At 61.0% G+C, this 18455-nt stretch carries 21 protein-coding genes; 6 read left to right on the top strand and 15 right to left on the bottom strand.

Annotated elements, in window-relative coordinates:
* Positions 1-5: 5 nt before the first annotated feature.
* The 3 genes from K663_RS14680 to uvrB are packed head-to-tail and all read right to left on the bottom strand — an operon-like array spanning position 6 to position 3273.
* Positions 6-560, bottom strand: a complete 555-nt coding sequence (locus K663_RS14680) for a demethoxyubiquinone hydroxylase family protein (protein WP_062119112.1) — start codon at positions 558-560, stop codon at positions 6-8.
* Positions 557-1042 carry a disulfide bond formation protein B gene (locus tag K663_RS14675; RefSeq protein WP_062121025.1) on the bottom strand — a complete coding sequence of 162 codons (486 nt, stop codon included), beginning with the start codon at positions 1040-1042 and terminating at the stop codon, positions 557-559. The genes K663_RS14680 and K663_RS14675 overlap by 4 nt, the downstream gene beginning before the upstream one ends.
* Before the next feature lie 47 nt (positions 1043-1089).
* Positions 1090-3273 (bottom strand): excinuclease ABC subunit UvrB, encoded by a 2184-nt coding sequence (gene uvrB, locus K663_RS14670; RefSeq protein WP_062119109.1) that lies wholly within the window; start codon positions 3271-3273, stop codon positions 1090-1092.
* 51 nt (positions 3274-3324) lie between these two features.
* On the opposite strand from uvrB, the gene K663_RS14665 reads away from it, so the two are divergent.
* The 3 genes from K663_RS14665 (at position 3325) to K663_RS14655 (ending at position 5065) form a co-directional block, all read left to right on the top strand.
* Positions 3325-3861, top strand: coding sequence for a DUF3617 domain-containing protein (locus K663_RS14665; protein WP_062119106.1), 537 nt, complete (start codon positions 3325-3327; stop codon positions 3859-3861).
* Between the two features lie 114 nt (positions 3862-3975).
* Positions 3976-4476 carry a DUF3617 domain-containing protein gene (locus tag K663_RS14660; protein WP_062119103.1) on the top strand — a complete coding sequence of 167 codons (501 nt, stop codon included), beginning with the start codon at positions 3976-3978 and terminating at the stop codon, positions 4474-4476.
* Between the two features lie 115 nt (positions 4477-4591).
* Positions 4592-5065: a hypothetical protein gene (locus tag K663_RS14655; RefSeq protein ID WP_062119100.1), complete on the top strand. Its 474-nt coding sequence runs from the start codon at positions 4592-4594 to the stop codon at positions 5063-5065.
* Between the two features lie 12 nt (positions 5066-5077).
* On the opposite strand, the gene K663_RS14650 is transcribed toward K663_RS14655, so the two are convergent.
* From K663_RS14650 to K663_RS14630, 5 genes are all read right to left on the bottom strand, one after another.
* Positions 5078-6304, bottom strand: coding sequence for an MBL fold metallo-hydrolase (locus K663_RS14650; protein ID WP_062119097.1), 1227 nt, complete (start codon positions 6302-6304; stop codon positions 5078-5080).
* Positions 6305-6382: 78 nt separating this feature from the next.
* The gene (locus K663_RS14645; RefSeq protein ID WP_062119094.1) at positions 6383-6694 is read right to left on the bottom strand and encodes a response regulator; all 312 of its coding nucleotides are present in this window, start codon (positions 6692-6694) and stop codon (positions 6383-6385) included.
* 5 nt (positions 6695-6699) lie between these two features.
* Positions 6700-7446 carry an iron-containing redox enzyme family protein gene (locus K663_RS14640; RefSeq protein ID WP_235589457.1) on the bottom strand — a complete coding sequence of 249 codons (747 nt, stop codon included), beginning with the start codon at positions 7444-7446 and terminating at the stop codon, positions 6700-6702.
* A gap of 330 nt (positions 7447-7776) precedes the next feature.
* Positions 7777-8124: a hypothetical protein gene (locus K663_RS14635; protein ID WP_235589456.1), complete on the bottom strand. Its 348-nt coding sequence runs from the start codon at positions 8122-8124 to the stop codon at positions 7777-7779.
* Entirely contained in the window at positions 8121-8942 is an 822-nt protein-coding gene (locus K663_RS14630; RefSeq protein WP_062119088.1) for an alpha/beta fold hydrolase, read from the bottom strand. Before K663_RS14630 ends, K663_RS14635 begins: the two co-directional genes overlap by 4 nt.
* Positions 8943-9059: 117 nt before the next feature.
* Here K663_RS14630 and K663_RS23910 point away from each other — a divergent pair, with 117 nt between their 5' ends.
* Positions 9060-9272 carry a hypothetical protein gene (locus K663_RS23910; protein ID WP_145902284.1) on the top strand — a complete coding sequence of 71 codons (213 nt, stop codon included), beginning with the start codon at positions 9060-9062 and terminating at the stop codon, positions 9270-9272.
* An 84-nt stretch (positions 9273-9356) separates the two neighbouring features.
* The gene (locus K663_RS14625) at positions 9357-9974 is read left to right on the top strand and encodes a hypothetical protein (RefSeq protein ID WP_063619042.1); all 618 of its coding nucleotides are present in this window, start codon (positions 9357-9359) and stop codon (positions 9972-9974) included.
* Positions 9975-10037: 63 nt separating this feature from the next.
* On the opposite strand, the gene katG is transcribed toward K663_RS14625, so the two are convergent.
* A complete protein-coding gene (katG, locus tag K663_RS14620; RefSeq protein WP_062119085.1) occupies positions 10038-12287 on the bottom strand; it encodes a catalase/peroxidase HPI in 2250 nt (749 codons plus the stop codon).
* 314 nt (positions 12288-12601) lie between these two features.
* Here katG and K663_RS14615 point away from each other — a divergent pair, with 314 nt between their 5' ends.
* Entirely contained in the window at positions 12602-13402 is an 801-nt protein-coding gene (locus tag K663_RS14615) for a DUF2189 domain-containing protein (RefSeq protein ID WP_062119082.1), read from the top strand.
* On the opposite strand, the gene K663_RS14610 is transcribed toward K663_RS14615, so the two are convergent.
* The 6 genes from K663_RS14610 to K663_RS14585 are packed head-to-tail and all read right to left on the bottom strand — an operon-like array spanning position 13403 to position 18329.
* Complete coding sequence (locus tag K663_RS14610; RefSeq protein ID WP_062119079.1) at positions 13403-14077, bottom strand: c-type cytochrome; 675 nt, start codon at positions 14075-14077, stop codon at positions 13403-13405.
* Between the two features lie 4 nt (positions 14078-14081).
* Positions 14082-14435, bottom strand: coding sequence for a cytochrome C oxidase subunit IV family protein (locus K663_RS14605; protein WP_062121019.1), 354 nt, complete (start codon positions 14433-14435; stop codon positions 14082-14084).
* A 5-nt stretch (positions 14436-14440) separates the two neighbouring features.
* Positions 14441-15133, bottom strand: a complete 693-nt coding sequence (locus K663_RS14600) for a heme-copper oxidase subunit III family protein (RefSeq protein ID WP_062119075.1) — start codon at positions 15131-15133, stop codon at positions 14441-14443.
* Positions 15134-15145: 12 nt separating this feature from the next.
* Positions 15146-15745, bottom strand: a complete 600-nt coding sequence (locus K663_RS14595) for a cytochrome c oxidase subunit 3 (RefSeq protein WP_062119072.1) — start codon at positions 15743-15745, stop codon at positions 15146-15148.
* Positions 15742-17460 carry a cytochrome c oxidase subunit I gene (locus tag K663_RS14590; RefSeq protein WP_062119067.1) on the bottom strand — a complete coding sequence of 573 codons (1719 nt, stop codon included), beginning with the start codon at positions 17458-17460 and terminating at the stop codon, positions 15742-15744. Before K663_RS14590 ends, K663_RS14595 begins: the two co-directional genes overlap by 4 nt.
* Positions 17460-18329 carry a cytochrome c oxidase subunit II gene (locus tag K663_RS14585; RefSeq protein ID WP_062119065.1) on the bottom strand — a complete coding sequence of 290 codons (870 nt, stop codon included), beginning with the start codon at positions 18327-18329 and terminating at the stop codon, positions 17460-17462. The genes K663_RS14590 and K663_RS14585 overlap by 1 nt, the downstream gene beginning before the upstream one ends.
* Positions 18330-18455: the final 126 nt, after the last annotated feature.

The raw sequence follows: 18455 nt of genomic DNA, 5'->3' as shown, positions 1-18455 counted from the left end.
TCTCCTCAGATCCGCTTCGACAGCGCGATCGCGGCGCGGCATCCCAGGCGAATGACGCCGGAGAGCAAGGGGTAGGCGGGAGCCTGTTCCGCGCCATGGGCCATGGCGGTTTCGCGGTGTTCGACTTCCTCCGCCTGAAAATCCGTGATGGTGGCGGCAAGTTCCGGGTCGTCTCCTGCCAGCGCGTCCAACTGCTCTGCGTAATGGCGATCGATCTCTGTTTCGATCGCCGCCGTGCAAGCCATGGCCGCGTTCGGGCCAATAGCTGCCGTCGCAGCGCCCAATGCGAATCCCGCCACATCCCAAATCGGCTGCAACACTGTCGGACGGACGCCCCGCCGCGAGATCATCGCGTCGAAAATCTTGCGATGGCGTTCTTCCTGCGCCGCCATGCCAGCGATCACGCGGGCGTGAGGATGTCTGTCGCCCAGCACAGCGAGTTGCCCCGCATAAATGCGCGTCGCGCCGAACTCGCCCGCCTGATCCACGCGCAGCATCGCCGCGCGCTCTGCGTCCGTCACTTTCCGGCCCGGACGGGGGAATTCCTTTGGCGCGCTCATGCCTCCTTCCTTCCCTTTATCAGCAGGGCCAAGATGGCGAGTGCGCTCGCCCCCGACAAGAGGCCGTTGAAACCCGCCAGCGAAATGCCCAGCAGGGTCCAGGGCGCAACGTCGCACCGGGTGATCGGCGTCGCCATGATCTGGTTCAATATGTCGGCGGGATTGCCCGTGGCGGGCGCAGTCGAACAGGCGGTAAGCCCCTCCCACCAGCCATATTCGACCCCGGCATGGAACAGACCGATCGCCCCGCTGATGCCGATGGCCAGCCCCGCAAGGCTGGTGAAGAGGGCGCTGACGCATGGCCGCCCGTTCGTGCCATAGGCGATCATCGCCAGCGGGATCGCCGCCATATGGGGATAGCGCTGCCACCAGCACATTTCGCACGGGTACAGCCCGCCTATATATTGCGAGGCATAGGCGCCTCCCAGCAGCAGCAGCGGAACGGCCAGGGCGAGGAGGCGGGCGAGGGGCAGGCTCTTCATCATGCCCGCTTAAACCGCCCTGCGCCTTTCGTCATGCTGAACTTGCGTCAGCGTCCGAACTTCCGCTGCGTCTTGCCATAGCGGAGTTTCCGGGTGCCGGGCTTTCCTTCGGTCGCGCGCCCGCGCGGCGTGGCCACATGCTCGTCGGCGGGCAGGCCCAGTTCCTCTGCCTCCAGCTTGCGAATTTCGTCGCGGATGCGGCCAGCTTCCTCGAACTCCAGGTCCGCCGCCGCCGCGCGCATCTTCTTTTCCAGGTCCTCGATATAGGCGCGCAGATTGTGGCCGACCAGGTGCGGGCGGTCCTCCAGTCCCGTATCGACGGTGACCTGATCCTTGCTCGCCACATGGGCGATGATGTCGCCGATGTTGCGCTTGATCGTCGTCGGCGTGATGCCATGTTCCAGATTATAGGCCGTCTGCTTCTCGCGCCGCCGCGATGTTTCGTTCAGCGCTCGCTCCATGCTGCCGGTGATGCGGTCGGCATAGAGGATCACCCGTCCATCCACATTACGCGCCGCGCGGCCGATCGTCTGGATCAGCGACGTTTCGGAGCGCAGGAACCCTTCCTTGTCGGCGTCAAGGATAGCCACCAGACCGCATTCGGGGATGTCCAGACCCTCGCGCAGCAGGTTGATGCCGATCAGCACGTCATAGACGCCCAGCCGCAGGTCTCGGATCAGTTCGATGCGTTCCAGCGTCTCGACGTCGCTGTGCATATAGCGGACCTTTATGCCCGCCTCGTGCATGAACTCGGTCAGGTCTTCGGCCATCCGCTTGGTCAGCGTGGTGACGAGCGTGCGGTATCCCTGCGCCGCCACCTTGCGGCACTCGTTGATCAGGTCGTCCACCTGATCCTCGACCGGCTTGATTTCGACCGGCGGGTCGATGAGTCCGGTTGGACGGATCACCTGCTCGCTGAATACGCCGCCGGTCTGCTCCATCTCCCATTTGCCCGGCGTTGCGGAAACGCTGACCGTCTGTGGCCGCATCGCGTCCCATTCATTGAAACGCAGCGGCCGGTTGTCGATGCAGCTTGGCAGGCGGAATCCATATTCGGCCAGCGTGATCTTGCGCCGATGGTCGCCCCGCGCCATGGCCCCGATTTGCGGCACCGTCTGGTGGCTTTCGTCCACGAACAGCAGCGCATTTTCCGGTAGATATTCAAACAGCGTCGGCGGCGGCTCGCCGGGCAGACGGCCCGTCAGGAAGCGGCTGTAATTTTCAATCCCCGCGCAGGAACCGGTCGCCGCGATCATCTCCAGGTCGAAATTGGTCCGCTGCTCCAGCCTCTGCGCCTCCAGCAGTTTTCCTTCCGTTGTCAGTTCCTTCAGCCGTTCCGTCAGCTCATGGCGGATCGCCTCCATGGCCTGTTTCAGCGTCGGTCCCGGCGTCACATGGTGCGAATTGGGAAAGACCTTCACATATTCGAGGGTGGCGACCTTCTTCCCGGTCAGCGGATCAAATTCGACGATATCCTCTATTTCATTGCCAAAGAAGCTAACCCGCCACGCCGTATCTTCATAGTGGGACGGGAATATCTCCAGATTATCCCCCTTCACCCGGAAAGTCCCGCGCGCGAAGGCCGCATCGTTGCGCTTATACTGCAGCGCTACCAGCTTGCGGATGATCTCCCGCTGGTCCTCGACCTGGCCCTTCTTCATGGAGAAGGTCATGGCCGAATAGGTTTCGACCGATCCGATGCCGTAGAGGCAGGATACCGATGCGACGATTAGTACATCGTCCCGCTCAAGAAGTGCGCGCGTCGCCGAATGCCGCATCCGGTCGATCGCCTCGTTTACGCTCGATTCCTTCTCGATATAGGTATCGGAGCGGGGCACATAGGCTTCGGGCTGGTAATAGTCATAATAGCTGACGAAATATTCGACGGCATTTTCGGGGAAGAAGCTCTTGAACTCCCCGTAAAGCTGTGCCGCCAGAATCTTGTTCGGCGCCAGCACCAGCGCGGGGCGCTGCAAAGCCTCGATCACCTTCGCCATGGTGAAGGTCTTGCCTGACCCGGTGACGCCGAGGAGCACCTGGTCCTTCTCGCCCGCCAGTGCCGTTTCCACCAGTTCGGCGATGGCTGTCGGCTGGTCGCCCGAAGGCTCATAGTCTGAAACCAGCTTGAACGGTCGACCCCCTTCGCTCTTTTCGGGGCGCGCGGGGCGGTGGGGGACGAAGCCTTCGCCGGTCTGGGGCTCGTCCAGCGTGGTGCGGATTTGAATTGTCATCACCGATTGATATGGTCCTGCTGCCCATGGGGTGCAACAGGGAGGATATCGATGCGCAGAACGATGGTTGGCCTTGCCGGAATGATCGCCTTACTGGCCGCCTGTAGCGATAAGCCCTCGGGCGAACCCCAAAGCCGGGAAGAGGTGAAAGCGCAAGTACAGAAGGTGCAGCTCAAGCCCGGCCAGTGGGAAGGCAGCTATACGCTCGAGGACATCGACATGCCCGATATGCCGGGCGGTGGCGACCAGATGGAAGAGCAGATGAAGAAGATGATGAATCGCGCCTCCATCAAATATTGCGTCTCGCCCGAAGAGGCCGCCAACCCCAGCGGCAAGATGTTCTCGGGCCAGGAGAACAAGGATTGCACCTACAAGGGCTTCGATGCCAGCGGCGGTTCGGTGAAGGGGGAAATTTCCTGCAAGGCCGAACAGGGCGCGATGAACGCGGTCATGTCGGGCAGCTATGCGCCGGAAAGCTATGAAATGGACATGGACATGAAAATGACCGGTGCGCCAGGTGGCATGAACATGAGCATGAAGGCGAAGACCACTGGCAAGTGGGTTGGCGCGACCTGCACGACATCCTGACGCAGCGACGGCTATGCGCGGGAGAGCCGATTTTGCTGCGGCGATATTTCGCTTGCGCTTTTGATGCCGCAGAGCGAGCCTCCCGCCGTTCCGCAAGTGAACAGGGGAGAGGATATGCGAGAGACGATACTGGCGGCAGCCCCGCTGGCGGTGCTGCTTTGCCTGGCTGGATGCGGCAAAGAGGCGCCCGCGCCCGAACCGGTGGAAGCGCCGATCCTGATGAAGGCCGGGGAGTGGACGATCACCCGCAAGACCACCGGCTACAACACACCGACCGTCACACCTGCACAATATCAGGCCGCGCTCGAGAAAACAGACGAGGATAATATTTGTATCGCTGTCGATGCAGCCGGAGTGCCGGACGCCAATGCACTGGCGGGGGATGAGGGGGAGGATTGCACCTACAAGGACAAGATGCTGCGCAAGGGGCGATTGATCGCGACCCTGTCCTGTAAGTCCGGCGCCGGCACTTCGGAGATCGTGCTCGAAGGCAACTACACCGCCGACACGCTGACGCTGGGCAGCACCATGACGAAGACTGTGGACGGCAGCCCCGTGCTGCGCACGACCCACGATGTCAGCGGCAAGCTGGCAGGGGAATGCAGCAAGGTCTGACGCGGTTGCGTCTTTTCCATCCGCATCCTCCACTCGCCGTCGAAGGGAGGATGCGGGTGGGCCCGTTTTCTGTCATTCTGCAACGAGCATCAAAAGCGCGACGGAGAGTCGTCCCATGCTGTTTCATCTTTCGATCGCCGCTCATGATCCCAGGCGTGTCGCAGAGGTCATCGCGGAAATGTGGCGCGGCGAAGCCTTTTATTTTCCGCCGGTGACGCCGGCTAGCTGGATCGCCGTGGCGGGCGACGATCGCGGCACCGCGGTGGAGGTCTATCCGATCGACACTGTTTTGCGCGAGGAGGAGGGAGACGCCGACTCCTTTGGCGAGCGGACCGGCGAGACCCGCTTCACCGCTACCCACGCTGCCCTGGCGACGCCACTTACAATGTCAGAGGTGATGGCCATCGCGGCGCGCGAAGGCTGGCCCGCCAAATATCGCAAGCGCGGGGGCGTCTTCGGCGTGATCGAATTGTGGATCGAAGGACGGCAGATGATGGAACTGCTGACTTCGGAGATGCAGGCCGAATATCTCGCCGCGATGGCGGGACGGAATTATCGCGCTATGTTTGCGCCTTCGGCTCCGGCCTGAACTCGACTGGGATCAGTTTTCATCCAGCGCCCTGATCGCTCGCTGGTCGCATCGTTTAGGCCCGCGTGGTACGGCCGAATAGGCTGGCACCTGAATGTGCTGCCCGATGCGTAACGGTGCGAAACGGCTCCGCTCTATCCCGGCGCACCGCAGGTAAATCTCCAGCAGGCGTGGTGGCGTGCTCCATTGCTCATAAGACAAGCGGAATGTTCCCCAATGGATAGGTATCGCAGTCGATGCCTTCAGCTTTTCAAAGACGCTGACCGCCCGTTCCGGGCCGATGTGCGAGTTCGACTCCATTTGGCCCGCCCAAAAGCGGAACGCGCCTATCGGAATCATCGCCAGCCGGATCGGTCCCAGCCGTGCTGCTTCCTCCGGCCAGGCCATGTCCCCGGCGCCAGTGTCGCCTGCGAAGAAGATATTGCCCGCCCGCGTCGTGATGACGAAGCTTGACCATAAAGCGCGGCTGCGGTCCGCGCCCCAGCGGCTGCTCCAATGATGATTGCGCAGCACGTGAACGCGATAGTCGGGGCAATGCTCGTAATTTTCGCACTGGATCACGGTTTCCGCGCCTAGGCCATTTAGAGCGGCTCCGCTGATGGATTGCCCCCAGTCGAGCGCCGTCGATGGGATGCCGTTCGCTTTCAGGATCGTGTCGTTGCCGAGGCTGGTGACGATCTTGGGCCGATCTCGCTGCCACAGTTTTTTCAGCGTCGGCACATCCATATGGTCGTAATGATTGTGGCTTATGATGATCAGGTCGATCTTGGGCAGATCCTCGAAGCGGATGCCCGGTTGTGCCACGCGCTTCGGGCCCAACGGCGGAAAGGGGCTGGCATAATCCGACCAGATCGGATCGGTCAGTATGTTCAGGCCGGCGGCCTGCACCAGTACCGTCGCATGGCCAACCCAGGTTGCTGTCATGCCCCGGGGGGCCGCGAAGGACGGAGGCTGCGCAGGCTTCACGACCACTACGTCGGGCCATTCGGGCCGGTCGTCACCTCCTATCAGCCAGCGGGCGATAAAACCGCGACGGTTGCTTCCGGGCGGCGCTGAAAACTCGATTTCCCCATCGGGATTGAAGAAGCGCTCGCCATCATAATGGCGGCTGAGCGGACCGTCATAATAAGTGCGATCTAGGAAAGGGGGAATGATGGTGACCGCAAGGCAAAGGACGATGATGAGAAAAAGAAGTGCGACCCCCGCCCCGCGCATGAATTTTCCGATGACGCGGCCCATGCCGTCTCCTGCAATGATCACGATGCAGGGTCATAAACGTCATATGGCGGCGGGCAAGTGGCTGGGCGGCATCCGACCTTAATGTTGAATATGCCGCAGCCACGGTAGCAAGCGCCGTTCTACCGTGGCCTTGCCCGGATCTTCGCCGTCGAGAAGGGGAATGGCATAGGCTTTCAGGTCGTCCTTCAGCAGGCTCACCCCTTCGCTCTGACGGTGCAGGTCCACGACGGCGCCGTCGGGAAAATGGCTGGCAAGGGCGGCGATGCCGTCGCTTACATTCGAATAGGGGCCATCGACCTCATAGTCCTGCGCCTGCAAGAGATCGACGATCATCCCGGCCAGCGCCGGGTCATCCTCCACCAGAAGAATGCGCCCGTGATTGTAGGGCATCGTCGTCACCCCAGCCTGAAATGAGCGCGATACCGATCGAAACAGCGTTCGCCACAGCTCAAGCGGATCAGCGCGCCTTCGGCGATCGCCGTGGCACGGCGCGGATCCTCCGCCACCAGAGGCTTGATCGCCAATTCGTTCCAATCCCGGCTGTGCTTGACGTCCAGCACCGCGTGGAGGTCGAAATAACGGCGTTCAGACTGGGTGAGGCCGATGCGGCGCAGCGCTCGCGCGGTGTGCGCTGACCTGCCCGGCGCGGTCAGTTCGATCGCGCCCAGCGCGCCGACGCTGTGCCATGCATAACATCGGTTAGTCGCCATCGCGGTCATGGCGTTGGCAAGCGCGAGACTTTCCCAAACCGTGGCTTCTATCGAAGGGGACAGATCCAGCGTCATCACTAACTGGGACAACATCGGGCCATGCATGCCCTTGGCGTTGCCCCGGCCCATTTCGTCCCAATAATTTCTGGCCAGTTCAAGTTTAGGCGAATCGGGCAGCTTGACCTGCGTCAGCGCGACGAGGTCATCGAAGCCAGCCTCTCCCGCCGCCTCCTGCGTCAGGAACCAGCGTATCTCGTCCCGCTCCGCCTCTTCGGCTAGCCAGGGGAACAAGGCGTCGTACTGGCCGGGTCCAGACTGTTCCAGCGCCTCGAACCATCTGATGAAGCCATCTGGATCGGTCGGCGCCTGCGCAGCGCGGTCGCGTATCTGGACTCTCAATTCCTCGATAAAGCCATGCTCCAGCCGCAACATCACCTGATCCTGATGGAACCTCTCCTCCCAGTCGCCAGGATAGGCTGGAGCAAGTCGTTGCCGGTTCCAATGACTAAGTCGTTCTTGAAAATCTTGCTGAAGAAACTGCGATTCGCATTGAGGTGTAATGAAACGTGTAGCCACGGAAAATTCTCTCCTGCTTGTATGCTTGTTCAATTCGGGGGGCGGCGCGGCGTTCCCCTGAAATTGCCTAACCAGGATCAACCGTGCATGTTTTCCTTCATAGAAAGCGGCTTTTCGGCCGAGTTGGATCGAAGTCTTGGCGACTATGATCAGCCAGCAGTGTCGCCGTGCCGGAACCGGGCCTCATCATTTTGGGCGTCGAGCAAGCCGTCGCCTGTTTCCATCCACCGATTTGCGGTAATGCGTGATGGAGGCCCGCATGGCCTTTTCAGGCGTCGAACCCAAACTACCCGTCAGCGCCTTCCATTGCAGCACTCCCACGGCCTCGATCTTCTCGACCACCATGCGCTGTGCCTCCAACGCGGCGGCTGGATTGCCAGCGAGCAACTTGGGTATGCGGAGTCCGATCACCGTCCAGGCTTCCATGCCCAGCCGCCAGCTGTCGAACGCCAGCCCAAGCGGATCAGCCTTTAGCGTCGCGCCGGAAAGGCCGGTTTTTCGGCTTCCTTTGGTCCGTGCCGCTCGCGGCATCATCGTTGCTCGAGGAAACGCAGCAGATCGGCGTTTAGCCGGTCCGGCGCTGTCGCGAACAGTCCGTGCGGTTCGCCATCATATTCGACCAGTTCCGCGCCAGCTATGCCTGCCGCTGCCGCCCGTCCCGTGGGATCAATCGGCAACGTCTTGTCGCTCGTTCCGTGAATGATCAGTGTGGGAATGTTGAAAGCGGCAAGGTCCGGGCGGAAATCGGTGCGGCCAAAGGCGTTGATGCAATCGATCGTCGCCTTGGGACTCGCCATGATCGCCAGCGCGAAGGTCCAGTCCAACAGGGCACTGCTCACCGGCTTTGAGACCAGGCCAATGCCATAGAAGGTCTTGGCGAAGGTCTGGAGGAAAGCGAAGCGATCCTCGCGCACCTGCGCCTGCATCTGGTCCAGTACGGATTCCTCAACCCCATCGGGATTGCTGTCGTCTTTCAGCACATAGGGCACGACCGATGATATCAGCACCGCCCGATCGACTCTGGCCGATCCGTGGCGTGAAAGGTAACGGGCGATTTCGCCGCCGCCCATCGAAAAGCCTACGAGCGATACTCTGGGCGCACCGACATGGTCGATGACCGCCGCGAGATCATCGGCAAAAACATCATAATTATAGCCGTCTGCGGGGTGGCCCGAATGGCCGAAGCCACGCCGGTCATAGGTTATCACCCGATAGCCTGCTTCGAGTAGCGCCAGCACCTGATACTCCCACATGTCGCCTGTCAGCGGCCAGCCATGGATGAGGAGGACCGGGTGCCCGGAGCCCATGTCCTTGACGTGGATGGCATGGCCTTCAGCTGTTTGAATGTGCATCGAAGCCGCTCCTTATTACTTTAAGTTACGGCAACTGGCAGCCAGCCGCGACGTTCCATCAAATGCGTCAGGGAGCCATGAGCGGCGCGCTGAGTTGGGAAGGGCAAGGAGATGGAGATGACCCACAAACCCCGAGTTCCCACCGCCAGCCAGTCCCCCTATCCGCTGCACCCAGTTCCCACACAGCGGCAGAGGCGAACCCGCCCCGCCCGCGAGCGTCCGTTCGAAACGGAGCGGGCACCGCAGCGGGCGATGCATTCCAACGGCTGGACGATAGGAATGGGCCTGGTCGTGACGGCTTTTGCTTACCTGCTGTTTCGCCGCCGCTGAGCGCGGAACAAAGCGCTATCGACCAAGGTTAACAGCGGCAGCGGTGGGCGCCATCAGCGGCCTCAACAGGCCAAGGAGGATGTCATGGTGACGCTTACTCCCCTGGAAATCGGCTTGGGACTGGTCGTACTTGTCCTATTGGCTGGGATCTTCGCGCTCCTCATGCGCAACCGGCATCGCGCCAACCTGCGGTCGAAGTTCGGACCGGAATATTCCCGCACCGTCGAAGAGGTCGGCAGCTCCCGCAGGGCAGAAGCCGAATTGCAGGAACGCGAAAGGCGTGTGGCGAGCTTTTCGTTGAGGCGGCTGTCACCCCAGCAGGTTGATATGTTCAACGATGGCTGGATGAAGGTGCAAAGCCAGTTTGTCGATGATCCCCAAGGTGCGGTTTCTCGCGCCGACGTCCTGCTGACCGAAGTCATGGAAGCGCGGGGCTATCCGATCACCGACTTCGATCGCCGCTCGGCTGACCTATCCGTCGATCATCCGGAAGTTGTCCAAAACTACCGCTCTGCCCATGACATTGCCATCCGGCATGCCAGAGGCGAAGCCGATACCGAGGATCTTCGTCAGGCGATGATTCACTATCGCGCGTTGTTCGAAGAGTTGGTTCATGAGCCGGGCGAACCTAACGGTGCTTCGCATCTCCCTCGACAGAGTCGCTTTGGCGATGCCGATCATGGCAGGCGCGACCTGCATTAAAAGGGGGGATGTGGATTATTGCCGCCGCGCAGCCTGCGAACAGGATGCGCGGCGGCTTCAGTTTCAGGCGGCCCCCGTCAGCCCCGACCCACGAAGGTCGAAGCGGTCGGCATCCATCACCTTCACCCAGGCCGCGACGAAATCATCGACGAATTTCCTGCCTGCGTCAGCGGCGGCATAGACCTCGGACAGGGCGCGAAGCTGCGAATTGGAGCCGAAGACCAGATCGACGCGCGTTGCCGTCCATTTCTGCTCATCCGTCTCCCGACATGTGCCGATGAACAGGTCGCCCTTATCGCTATCCGCCTTCCATGCCGTGCCCATGTCGAGCAGGTTGACGAAGAAGTCGTTGGTCAGCTGCCCCGGCCGATCGGTGAACATACCATGCCGCGAACCGCCATGATTAACGCCCAGCACACGCAGGCCGCCGATCAGCACTGTCATTTGCGGCGCGCTTAATCGCAGCAGACTGGCGCGATCGATCAGCAGTTCCTCGACCGGCACACTGTAGCTGACGGGCAGATAGTTGCGGAAACCGTCCACCTTCGGCTCAAGCACGGCAAAGCCTTCAACATCGGTCTGATCCTGCGATGCGTCGGTGCGGCCGGCCGTGAACGGCACGACGATGTCGTGGCCCGCCTCTTTCGCTGCCTTTTCGATACCGACGGAACCGCCAAGCACGATGAGGTCGGCGATGCTGACCTTCTTGCCGCCCGTGGCGCTACCGTCGAACTCTGCCTTGATACGTTCCAGCACGCCGAGCACATGGGCGAGCTGACTTGGCTGATTGACGTCCCAATCCTTCTGGGGGGCCAGCCGGATGCGCGCGCCATTGGCGCCGCCCCGTTTGTCCGAACCCCGAAAGGTGGAGGCGGAAGCCCAAGCCGTCTGCACAAGTTCGGTTACCGTCAGCTCCGAAGCCGAAATCTTCTGCTTCAGAGCCGCCACATCCGCCTCCGCGATCGCAGCGTAATCCGCGACAGGGACGGGATCCTGCCAGATCAGGTCCTCGGCGGGGACGTCAGGGCCGAGGTAGCGGCTCTTCGGCCCCATGTCGCGATGACATAGTTTGAACCAGGCGCGGGCGAAGGCATCGGCAAACGCAACCGGATCATGGCGGAAGCGCTCGGCGATCTTGCGATAGTCCGGGTCTTCCCGGAACGCCATGTCCGCCGTCGTCATCATCGTCGGCAGGCGCTTGTCGGGGCTATGCGCGCCCGGCGCCATGTCTTCCGGCTTCTGGTTGATCGGTTGCCACTGTTTTGCGCCCGCCGGGCTCTTCACCAACTGATACTCATAGTCGAGCAGCATGTGAAAGAAGCTCATGTCCCACTGGATCGGAGTCGGCGTCCACGCGCCTTCGATGCCGCTGGTGATTGTGTGATCGCCGATGCCGCTTTCATGGCCGCTTTGCCAGCCAAGGCCCTGCTGCGCGATATCCGCGCCCTCCGGCTCCGCTCCCACCTTTGATGCGTCGCCCGCGCCATGCGCCTTCCCAAAGGTGTGACCTCCAGCGGTCAGCGCCAGTGTTTCCTCGTCATTCATGCCCATGCGCGCGAAAGTTTCACGAATGTCGCGCGCCGACTGAAGCGGGTCGGGATTACCGCCTGGACCTTCGGGATTGACGTAGATCAGGCCCATCTGAATCGCGGCAAGCGGGTCTTCCAGCGCCATTTCCTTGTCAGGTTGAATGCGCGTCTGGTTGTCGGGATTGCCGACCCACTGTTCCTCGGTGCCCCAGTAAATGTCCTTCTCCGGTTCCCATACATCCTCGCGCCCGCCGCCGAAGCCGAAGACAGGACCGCCCATCGATTCGATGGCGACGTTGCCGGTCAGGATCATCAGGTCGGCCCAGGACAGCTTGCGGCCATATTTCTGCTTGATCGGCCAGAGCAGGCGGCGTGCCTTGTCCAGATTGGCGTTGTCGGGCCAACTGTTGAGCGGTGCGAACCGCTGCCCGCCCGAAGACGCGCCACCGCGACCGTCGCCAGTACGGTAGGTGCCTGCGCTATGCCATGCCATGCGGATGAAGAACGGGCCGTAATGCCCGTAGTCCGCTGGCCACCAGGGCTGGCTGTCGGTCATCAACGCATGCAGGTCTTTCTTGACCGCTTCCAGGTCGAGCGACTGGAATTCCTTCGCATAGTCGAAAGACTCGCCCATCGGATTGGCGTGGGCGCCATCCCGGTGGAGGATTTCAAGAGACAGCTGATTGGGCCACCAATCGCGGTTCGTGCGTCCCAGGAGCGACCTGAGCGCGGCAGGCTCCTTGGCTGGGCAGCTAAGCGGGCTTCCGCCGGTTTTTGCGTCCATTGATGGCTCTCCTATCAAACATGGTTACGCAAACTAGGCCCGGCAGGCAGAGGGGGAAAGCGATTAACCTTCGTCATTATGATCGACAAAAACGATCAAAGGGAGATCGATCCTGCCCAGGTTCATGCTCCTGCGGCTTTCCTGTTCCGCTTCTTCCTGCTTTGGTGTAATGTCGGTTCGTTGGCCATGAGGCGTTCCTCATGCCGAGACGATACGCAGTGCAGGTCATGCAGAATGGCCGCCCCCGTACCGGTCCCGACTGAGGATGAGAATTTCTGAGCGTCATTCATGGTGACTTCGCAGGGAGAGCGACCATGGCAATTGCGCATCCAGCAGATCTTGTACCGGGCAGCGGCGATTATGAAATCCGCAAGATCGGCTTTGACGATCTTAGAATCTCGCTTCGTCAGGGTTGGGAGGACTTTCAGGCAAAGCGTGGCGACTTGGTGTTTATCGGGTTCATTTATCCTCTTGTGGTGCTCTTTGCCATCCTGATAGCCAGTCGTGTATCCATTTTGCCGCTGCTCTTTCCGCTGCTGGCCGGTTCCATCCTGTTCAGCCCACCGCTGGCAAGCGGCTTTTACGAATTGGCGCGACGCCGGGAACAGGGCCTGGATGCGCGGTGGCGGCATTTTCTGGATGTGGTTCGCGGGCCGTCCGCCCCGTCGCTCTTCGACCTGACCAGCGTCACGGCCATGCTGTTCCTGGCATGGATCGCCGCTGCCTGGTTCATCTATAATGCGACCGTAGGCGGGCTCGGGCCGGACGCTGTTTCTTCCGTAGAGGCCTTCCTGAATGCGGTATTCGGTACGACCGAAGGTTGGAAGATGATCATCATTGGCAATCTGGTGGGGCTGGGCTTCGCCATTGTGGCGCTGGCCATCAGTGTGGTGTCCTTCCCGATGATCATCGACAAGAACGTCAATTGGGGCGTCGCGCTGCGGACGTCGGTTCGGGTGGCGTGGAACAATCCCGTGACAGTCGCGACATGGGGGCTGATCGTGGTCGGCCTGCTGACCCTGGGCGCGTTGCCGGGTTTGGTCGGGCTTGCGGTGGTGCTGCCCTTGTTGGGCTATGCGACCTGGCACCTTTACACGCGAGCCGTGGTTCGCTGATTATTGGGGAGCGCCGTCCTGCGCGAGTTTCGGCAGCGGCGGCGCGCCACTTCCCAAAGTAGCGAGATACCTGATCAACGCTGCCCGATCCTCCGGTCGCCTAAGACCGGCAAAGGCCATCTTCGTCCCGGGCATGTCGCGTGCTGGCGACGCGAGGAATTCGAACAGCTTGTCATAGGTCCAGTCGCCACCCTGCGCATTCATCGCGGGCGAATAGGCAAAGCCGGGATGGCTTCCGACCGGACGTCCAACCACGCCCCACAAATTCGGCCCGATGCGGTTGGGCCCACCCAGGGTGAAGTCGTGGCAACTGGCGCATAACTGCATCTTCGCCTTTCCCATGGCGACATCGGCACGGGCGAGCAGCATGCCAAGATCGACCGGGGCTGAAGTCGGGCCGGTTCCGTCGGCGACGGGCAGGGGGGTCTTCCCTCGCATCTCACGATGATAGGCGATCAGCCGATTGCCCTCGCCGGGGCCGCCGAGGCTCTCGGGCCAGTCCCGCTGCACGGATACCATGTCGATGCGTGGCGGCATATCGTCCGCGGGCTTGTAGGCAAGGCCTCCGACATTGCCGTGTGGATAGAGCTGCCAGGCGAACCAGTTGACGCTCCAGAGCACGCCCATCGCTCCGGCAATGCAAAGGCCCGTGACCAGCCAGCGCATCCTGTTCATGGCTTCATCCTCCCCCGCCCATGAAGATCGCCCGCGTCCAATAGGCATAGTCCGCTTCGATCATCATGATGCGCACCAGCACCAGCAGCAGCAGTGGCGGCACCAGGATCGCGTAGATCAGCGACAGCCTTTCCCAGGCAAGATGCATGAAGATCGACAGGATAAGGCCCGCCTTCAGCAGCATGAACAGGATGATCAGCGTCCAGCGGATGATCCCCTGCACATGCATGTAATCGACCATGTACGACATGGCGCTCAGCACGAAGAGATAGCCCCATACCTTGAGGTAGAGGCTGGTGGGATGCTGCTGTCCTTCAGGGGAGGCAGTGGTTTCGGGACTGGCTATTTCATGTTTCATGGCCATCACCAGAGATAGAAGAAGGCGAATATGAAGACCCAGACCAGATCGACGAAATGCCAGTAGAGACCGGCAATCTCGACCGCACTGTAATCGCCATTCCGATCATAATGGCCGCGCGCTACCTTGGACGCGACGATCAACAGCAGGATGACCCCGCATGTGACATGCAGGCCGTGGAATCCGGTGATCATGAAGAAGGAAGCGCCGAATTGCGGCGCGCCCATGGGATTGCTCCAGGGGCGTACGCCTTCGTGGATCAGCTTGGTCCATTCAAAGGCCTGCATGCCGACGAACATCATGCCGAACACAGCGGTCAGCAGCATCAGTTTCGCCGTCTTGCGCCGGTCACGCCGGTATCCAAAATTGACCGCCATCGCCATCGTGCCGCTGGAACTGATCAGGACAAACGTCATGATCGCGATGAGGATGAGAGGGACGTCCTGTCCGCCGATGTTGAGCGCAAATACTTCGGCTGCGTTGGGCCAGGGCAGTGTGGCGGACGATCGCATCGTCATATAGCCCGTGAGGAAGCAGGAGAAGATGAAGGTGTCGGAAAGCAGAAAGATCCACATCATCGCCTTGCCCCAATGGGTATGGCGAAACACCTCCTGATCGGCCGACCAGTCGGCGGCTATTTCACGCAGGGAGGGGGTTATGATCTCCCGATCTCTTTTCTCCGACAGGCTATTGGACATGGCGATGTGACCTCATGTCGATACGAGCAGCGCGGTAATCAGAATCCAGATGAAGAGAAGGAAGTGCCAGTAGATGGCGCAAAGGCGGGCATGTGCCGGGTTCCGCTCCGCCAGCACCCATGCGGCGGCGACCAGCCCGCCAAGGATGTGAATGCCATGCAGCGCGGTCAGCAGATAGAAGAAGGCGTTGCTGGGATTGGACGAGAGATAATAGCCCCCCGCCTGATAATGGCGCCACAGCGCCCACTGGCCGATAAGGAAGCAAAGACCGAGCGCCGCTCCGGCAAGCGAAGCGCGCGCTCTGCGGCTTTCCGCATCGGACCGCCGCGCAATCTCCCAAGCCACACTGCTCGCGACCAAAATGGCGCTGTTGATCCACAGCAGAGGCGGATGGGGCATGGGGACCCAGTCGTCCGCATGGCCCATCGCGGCGTGTAGCCCCATGCGCATGAGATAGGCCGCGCCGAGCAGAGAGAACATGACCATCGCAACGGCGAAATAAACGGCAAGGCCGACGCTCCCTGCGGAAGGCCGGTCGCCGGGCAGGGCGTCGGGGTCACGGTCGCTCGTCGGCTCCCAGCTTTTTTCGGTGAGGCGCGAGAGGATGGTCATGTGCGCGGTTCCGTCTGGGGGATGAAGTCGCGCGGCGCACCCGGCACGCTATAGTCATAGGCCCAGCGATACACGACCGGCAGTTTCGTTCCCCAATTGCCGTGGGTTGGCGGCGTCTGGGGCGTCAGCCATTCAAGGCTCGCTGCGCCCCAGGGATTGGGGTCGGCGCGCGGCCCCCGGAACAGGCTCCAGATCATGTTGAAGAAGAAGAGGCCCTGTGCCGCGAACACGACCAGCGCGGCAATGCTGATCCATTCATTCGCCAGATGCACCGATTGTGGGATGAAGGCCGTTTCCCCCAACGCATAATAGCGGCGCGGCACGCCCAATATGCCCAGATAGTGCATCGGCAGGAAAATGGCGTAGGTCCCGAGAAAGGTGATCCAGAAGTGGAGCTTGCCCAGCGTCTCGTTCCACATCCGGCCGAAAATCTTGGGATACCAGTGATAAATGGCGCCGAAGATGACCAGAACCGGCGACACGCCCATCACCATGTGGAAATGCGCGACGACAAAGAAGGTGTCGGACAGTGGCACATCGACGCTGACATTGCCCAGAAACAGTCCCGACAGGCCGCCATGGATGAAGGTGAAGATGAAGGCGATGGCGAACAGCATCGGCACGCGCATATGAATGTCGCCACGCCACAGTGTCAGCAGCCAGTTATAGACCTTGATCGCGGTCGGAATGGCGATGATCAGCGTCGATGTGGCAAAGAAGAACCCGAAATAGGGGTTCATCCCGCTTACATACATATGATGCGCCCAGACGAGGAAGCTCAAGGCGCCGATGATGACGATCGCCCAGACCATCATGCGATATCCAAAGATGTTGCGTCGCGCATGGACGCTGATCAGGTCGGACACGATGCCAAAGGCTGGCAGGGCGACGATATAGACTTCGGGATGACCGAAGAACCAGAAGAGATGCTGGAACAGCAGGGGGCTGCCGCCTTGCGTATCGGTGACTGCGCCCATCGACTGCATCGTCGGCATGAAGAAGCTGGTGCCTGCAAAATGATCGAACAGCATCATGATCGCGGCGACGAACAGTGCCGGGAAGGCAAGCAGGCCCATGACCGAGGCGGTGAAGATGCCCCATACCGAAAGGGGCATCCGCATCAGGGTCATGCCCTTGGTCCGCGCCTGCAGCACGGTCGTCACATAATTAAGGCCTCCCATGGTGAAGGCGGCGACGAAGATGGCCAGGCTGACCAGCATCGTGGCGATGCCCCACTGATGCCCGGGCGTCCCTTCGCTGATCGCTTGCGGCGGATAGAGTGTCCACCCCGCCCCCGTCGGCCCGCCCGGTACGAAGAAGCCCGCCACCAGTACGATCACCGACAGCAGATAAAGCCAGTAGCTCAGCATATTGACGAAGGGGAATACCATGTCCCGCGCCCCGATCATCAACGGGATCAGATAATTGCCAAAGCCACCGAGCAGCAGGGCTGTCAGCAGATAAACGACCATGATCATGCCGTGCATCGACACGAACTGGAGATAATTGTCCGGCTGGATGGAGGGAAAGACCCCCGGAAAGCCCAGCTGCAACCGCATCAGCCCGGACAGCGCCAACGCCACCAGTCCGATCGAAATCGCGGTGACGCTATATTGGATGGCGATGACCTTGTGATCCTGGCTCCAGACATATTTGGTGATCCAACTGCGCGGATGATGCAGCGGTCGCAGGTCGTCAGCCAGGGTGGTAGCCATCAACGGGTGCTCCAGTTGGCAGGAACGATACAGGCGTTTGCCTTGATAAGCAGGATGGACATGGCGGCGGGCGGTGCTTCTGCAAGGATCTGACCAAAGCTTGTCTGCTGTGCCCGCCATTGCGCGAAGGCCTTGGGCGACTCGACAATCACCTTGCCCCGCATCTCATGATGCCCCGCACCGCACAGTTCCGCGCAGAGTATGTCGAAGGTCCCCGCCTTTGTGGGAGTCATCCAGAAATAGGTGACGATGCCCGGCACCAGATCCATCTTCGCCCTGAACTCAGGCACATAAAAGTTGTGCAGTACGTCTTTTGACCGCAGCACGATCTTCATTGGCTTGCCCAGCGGCAGATGCATGTCCCCGGCTTCTACCAGCAGATCGTCCCGTCCGAACGGGTCGAGAGGATCGAGGCCGAGTACATTTTCTGGGGTTATATATTTGACCCCGGCCGCGCCCAGCACGCCGTCGGGACCGGGGTAGCGGAAGGACCACTGCCACTGCTGGCCAACAGCCTCGACAACCGCCGCGTCTTGCGGCACCGACACAAAGCGGCCCCACGCCGCCAGTCCCGGCGCGAGCATCCCGGCTATGCCGATCGCGGTCCAGAAGGTCAGTCTCTTTTCCAGCGAGCTGTTTTCCGGCTCATAATGCGCGCGATGCCCTGCGCGATGCCGATAGCGAACCAGTGTCCACGCCATGAACAGGTTCAGCAGTACGAATGCCGCCGCGCAGATCCACAACGTTACGTCGAGCGCGGAGTCGATGGAGCCCCAATTGGAGGCAAGCGGTGTTTGCCACCACGGACTGAACAGATGAAATGCGACGGAACCCAACACCAGCATGGCGATGGCGACCGCAATCGGCACAAGCCCTCTCCCATCAATGTAGAAGCGCCTCGATGCCGTCTATTCCGGCTTCTTTCGATTCGCCTCGGAAATAAATCGCGAATGCCAGCTTATAGAAAAATGCACTCAAGTGAAAGCCGTGGGCCC

The sequence above is a fragment of the Sphingobium sp. MI1205 genome (assembly GCF_001563285.1).
Classification (GTDB): Bacteria; Pseudomonadota; Alphaproteobacteria; order Sphingomonadales; family Sphingomonadaceae; genus Sphingobium.
This window is presented reverse-complemented; position numbering and strand designations above follow the sequence as displayed.

What these genes read in the sequence shown, in the direction of transcription:
- uvrB (WP_062119109.1), bottom strand. Translation starts at nt 3,273, where the DNA reads ATGACAATTCAAATCCGCACCACGCTGGACGAGCCCCAGACCGGCGAA.
- K663_RS14650 (WP_062119097.1), bottom strand. Translation starts at nt 6,304, where the DNA reads ATGGGCCGCGTCATCGGAAAATTCATGCGCGGGGCGGGGGTCGCACTT.
- K663_RS14600 (WP_062119075.1), bottom strand. Translation starts at nt 15,133, where the DNA reads ATGTCCAATAGCCTGTCGGAGAAAAGAGATCGGGAGATCATAACCCCC.
- K663_RS14595 (WP_062119072.1), bottom strand. Translation starts at nt 15,745, where the DNA reads ATGACCATCCTCTCGCGCCTCACCGAAAAAAGCTGGGAGCCGACGAGC.
- K663_RS23910 (WP_145902284.1), top strand. Translation starts at nt 9,060, where the DNA reads ATGACCCACAAACCCCGAGTTCCCACCGCCAGCCAGTCCCCCTATCCG.
- katG (WP_062119085.1), bottom strand. Translation starts at nt 12,287, where the DNA reads ATGGACGCAAAAACCGGCGGAAGCCCGCTTAGCTGCCCAGCCAAGGAG.
- K663_RS14615 (WP_062119082.1), top strand. Translation starts at nt 12,602, where the DNA reads ATGGCAATTGCGCATCCAGCAGATCTTGTACCGGGCAGCGGCGATTAT.
- K663_RS14680 (WP_062119112.1), bottom strand. Translation starts at nt 560, where the DNA reads ATGAGCGCGCCAAAGGAATTCCCCCGTCCGGGCCGGAAAGTGACGGAC.
- K663_RS14645 (WP_062119094.1), bottom strand. Translation starts at nt 6,694, where the DNA reads ATGCCCTACAATCACGGGCGCATTCTTCTGGTGGAGGATGACCCGGCG.
- K663_RS14605 (WP_062121019.1), bottom strand. Translation starts at nt 14,435, where the DNA reads ATGAAACATGAAATAGCCAGTCCCGAAACCACTGCCTCCCCTGAAGGA.
- K663_RS14625 (WP_063619042.1), top strand. Translation starts at nt 9,357, where the DNA reads ATGGTGACGCTTACTCCCCTGGAAATCGGCTTGGGACTGGTCGTACTT.
- K663_RS14665 (WP_062119106.1), top strand. Translation starts at nt 3,325, where the DNA reads ATGCGCAGAACGATGGTTGGCCTTGCCGGAATGATCGCCTTACTGGCC.
- K663_RS14660 (WP_062119103.1), top strand. Translation starts at nt 3,976, where the DNA reads ATGCGAGAGACGATACTGGCGGCAGCCCCGCTGGCGGTGCTGCTTTGC.
- K663_RS14630 (WP_062119088.1), bottom strand. Translation starts at nt 8,942, where the DNA reads ATGCACATTCAAACAGCTGAAGGCCATGCCATCCACGTCAAGGACATG.
- K663_RS14610 (WP_062119079.1), bottom strand. Translation starts at nt 14,077, where the DNA reads ATGAACAGGATGCGCTGGCTGGTCACGGGCCTTTGCATTGCCGGAGCG.
- K663_RS14675 (WP_062121025.1), bottom strand. Translation starts at nt 1,042, where the DNA reads ATGAAGAGCCTGCCCCTCGCCCGCCTCCTCGCCCTGGCCGTTCCGCTG.
- K663_RS14640 (WP_235589457.1), bottom strand. Translation starts at nt 7,446, where the DNA reads ATGTTGCGGCTGGAGCATGGCTTTATCGAGGAATTGAGAGTCCAGATA.
- K663_RS14655 (WP_062119100.1), top strand. Translation starts at nt 4,592, where the DNA reads ATGCTGTTTCATCTTTCGATCGCCGCTCATGATCCCAGGCGTGTCGCA.
- K663_RS14635 (WP_235589456.1), bottom strand. Translation starts at nt 8,124, where the DNA reads ATGATGCCGCGAGCGGCACGGACCAAAGGAAGCCGAAAAACCGGCCTT.
- K663_RS14590 (WP_062119067.1), bottom strand. Translation starts at nt 17,460, where the DNA reads ATGGCTACCACCCTGGCTGACGACCTGCGACCGCTGCATCATCCGCGC.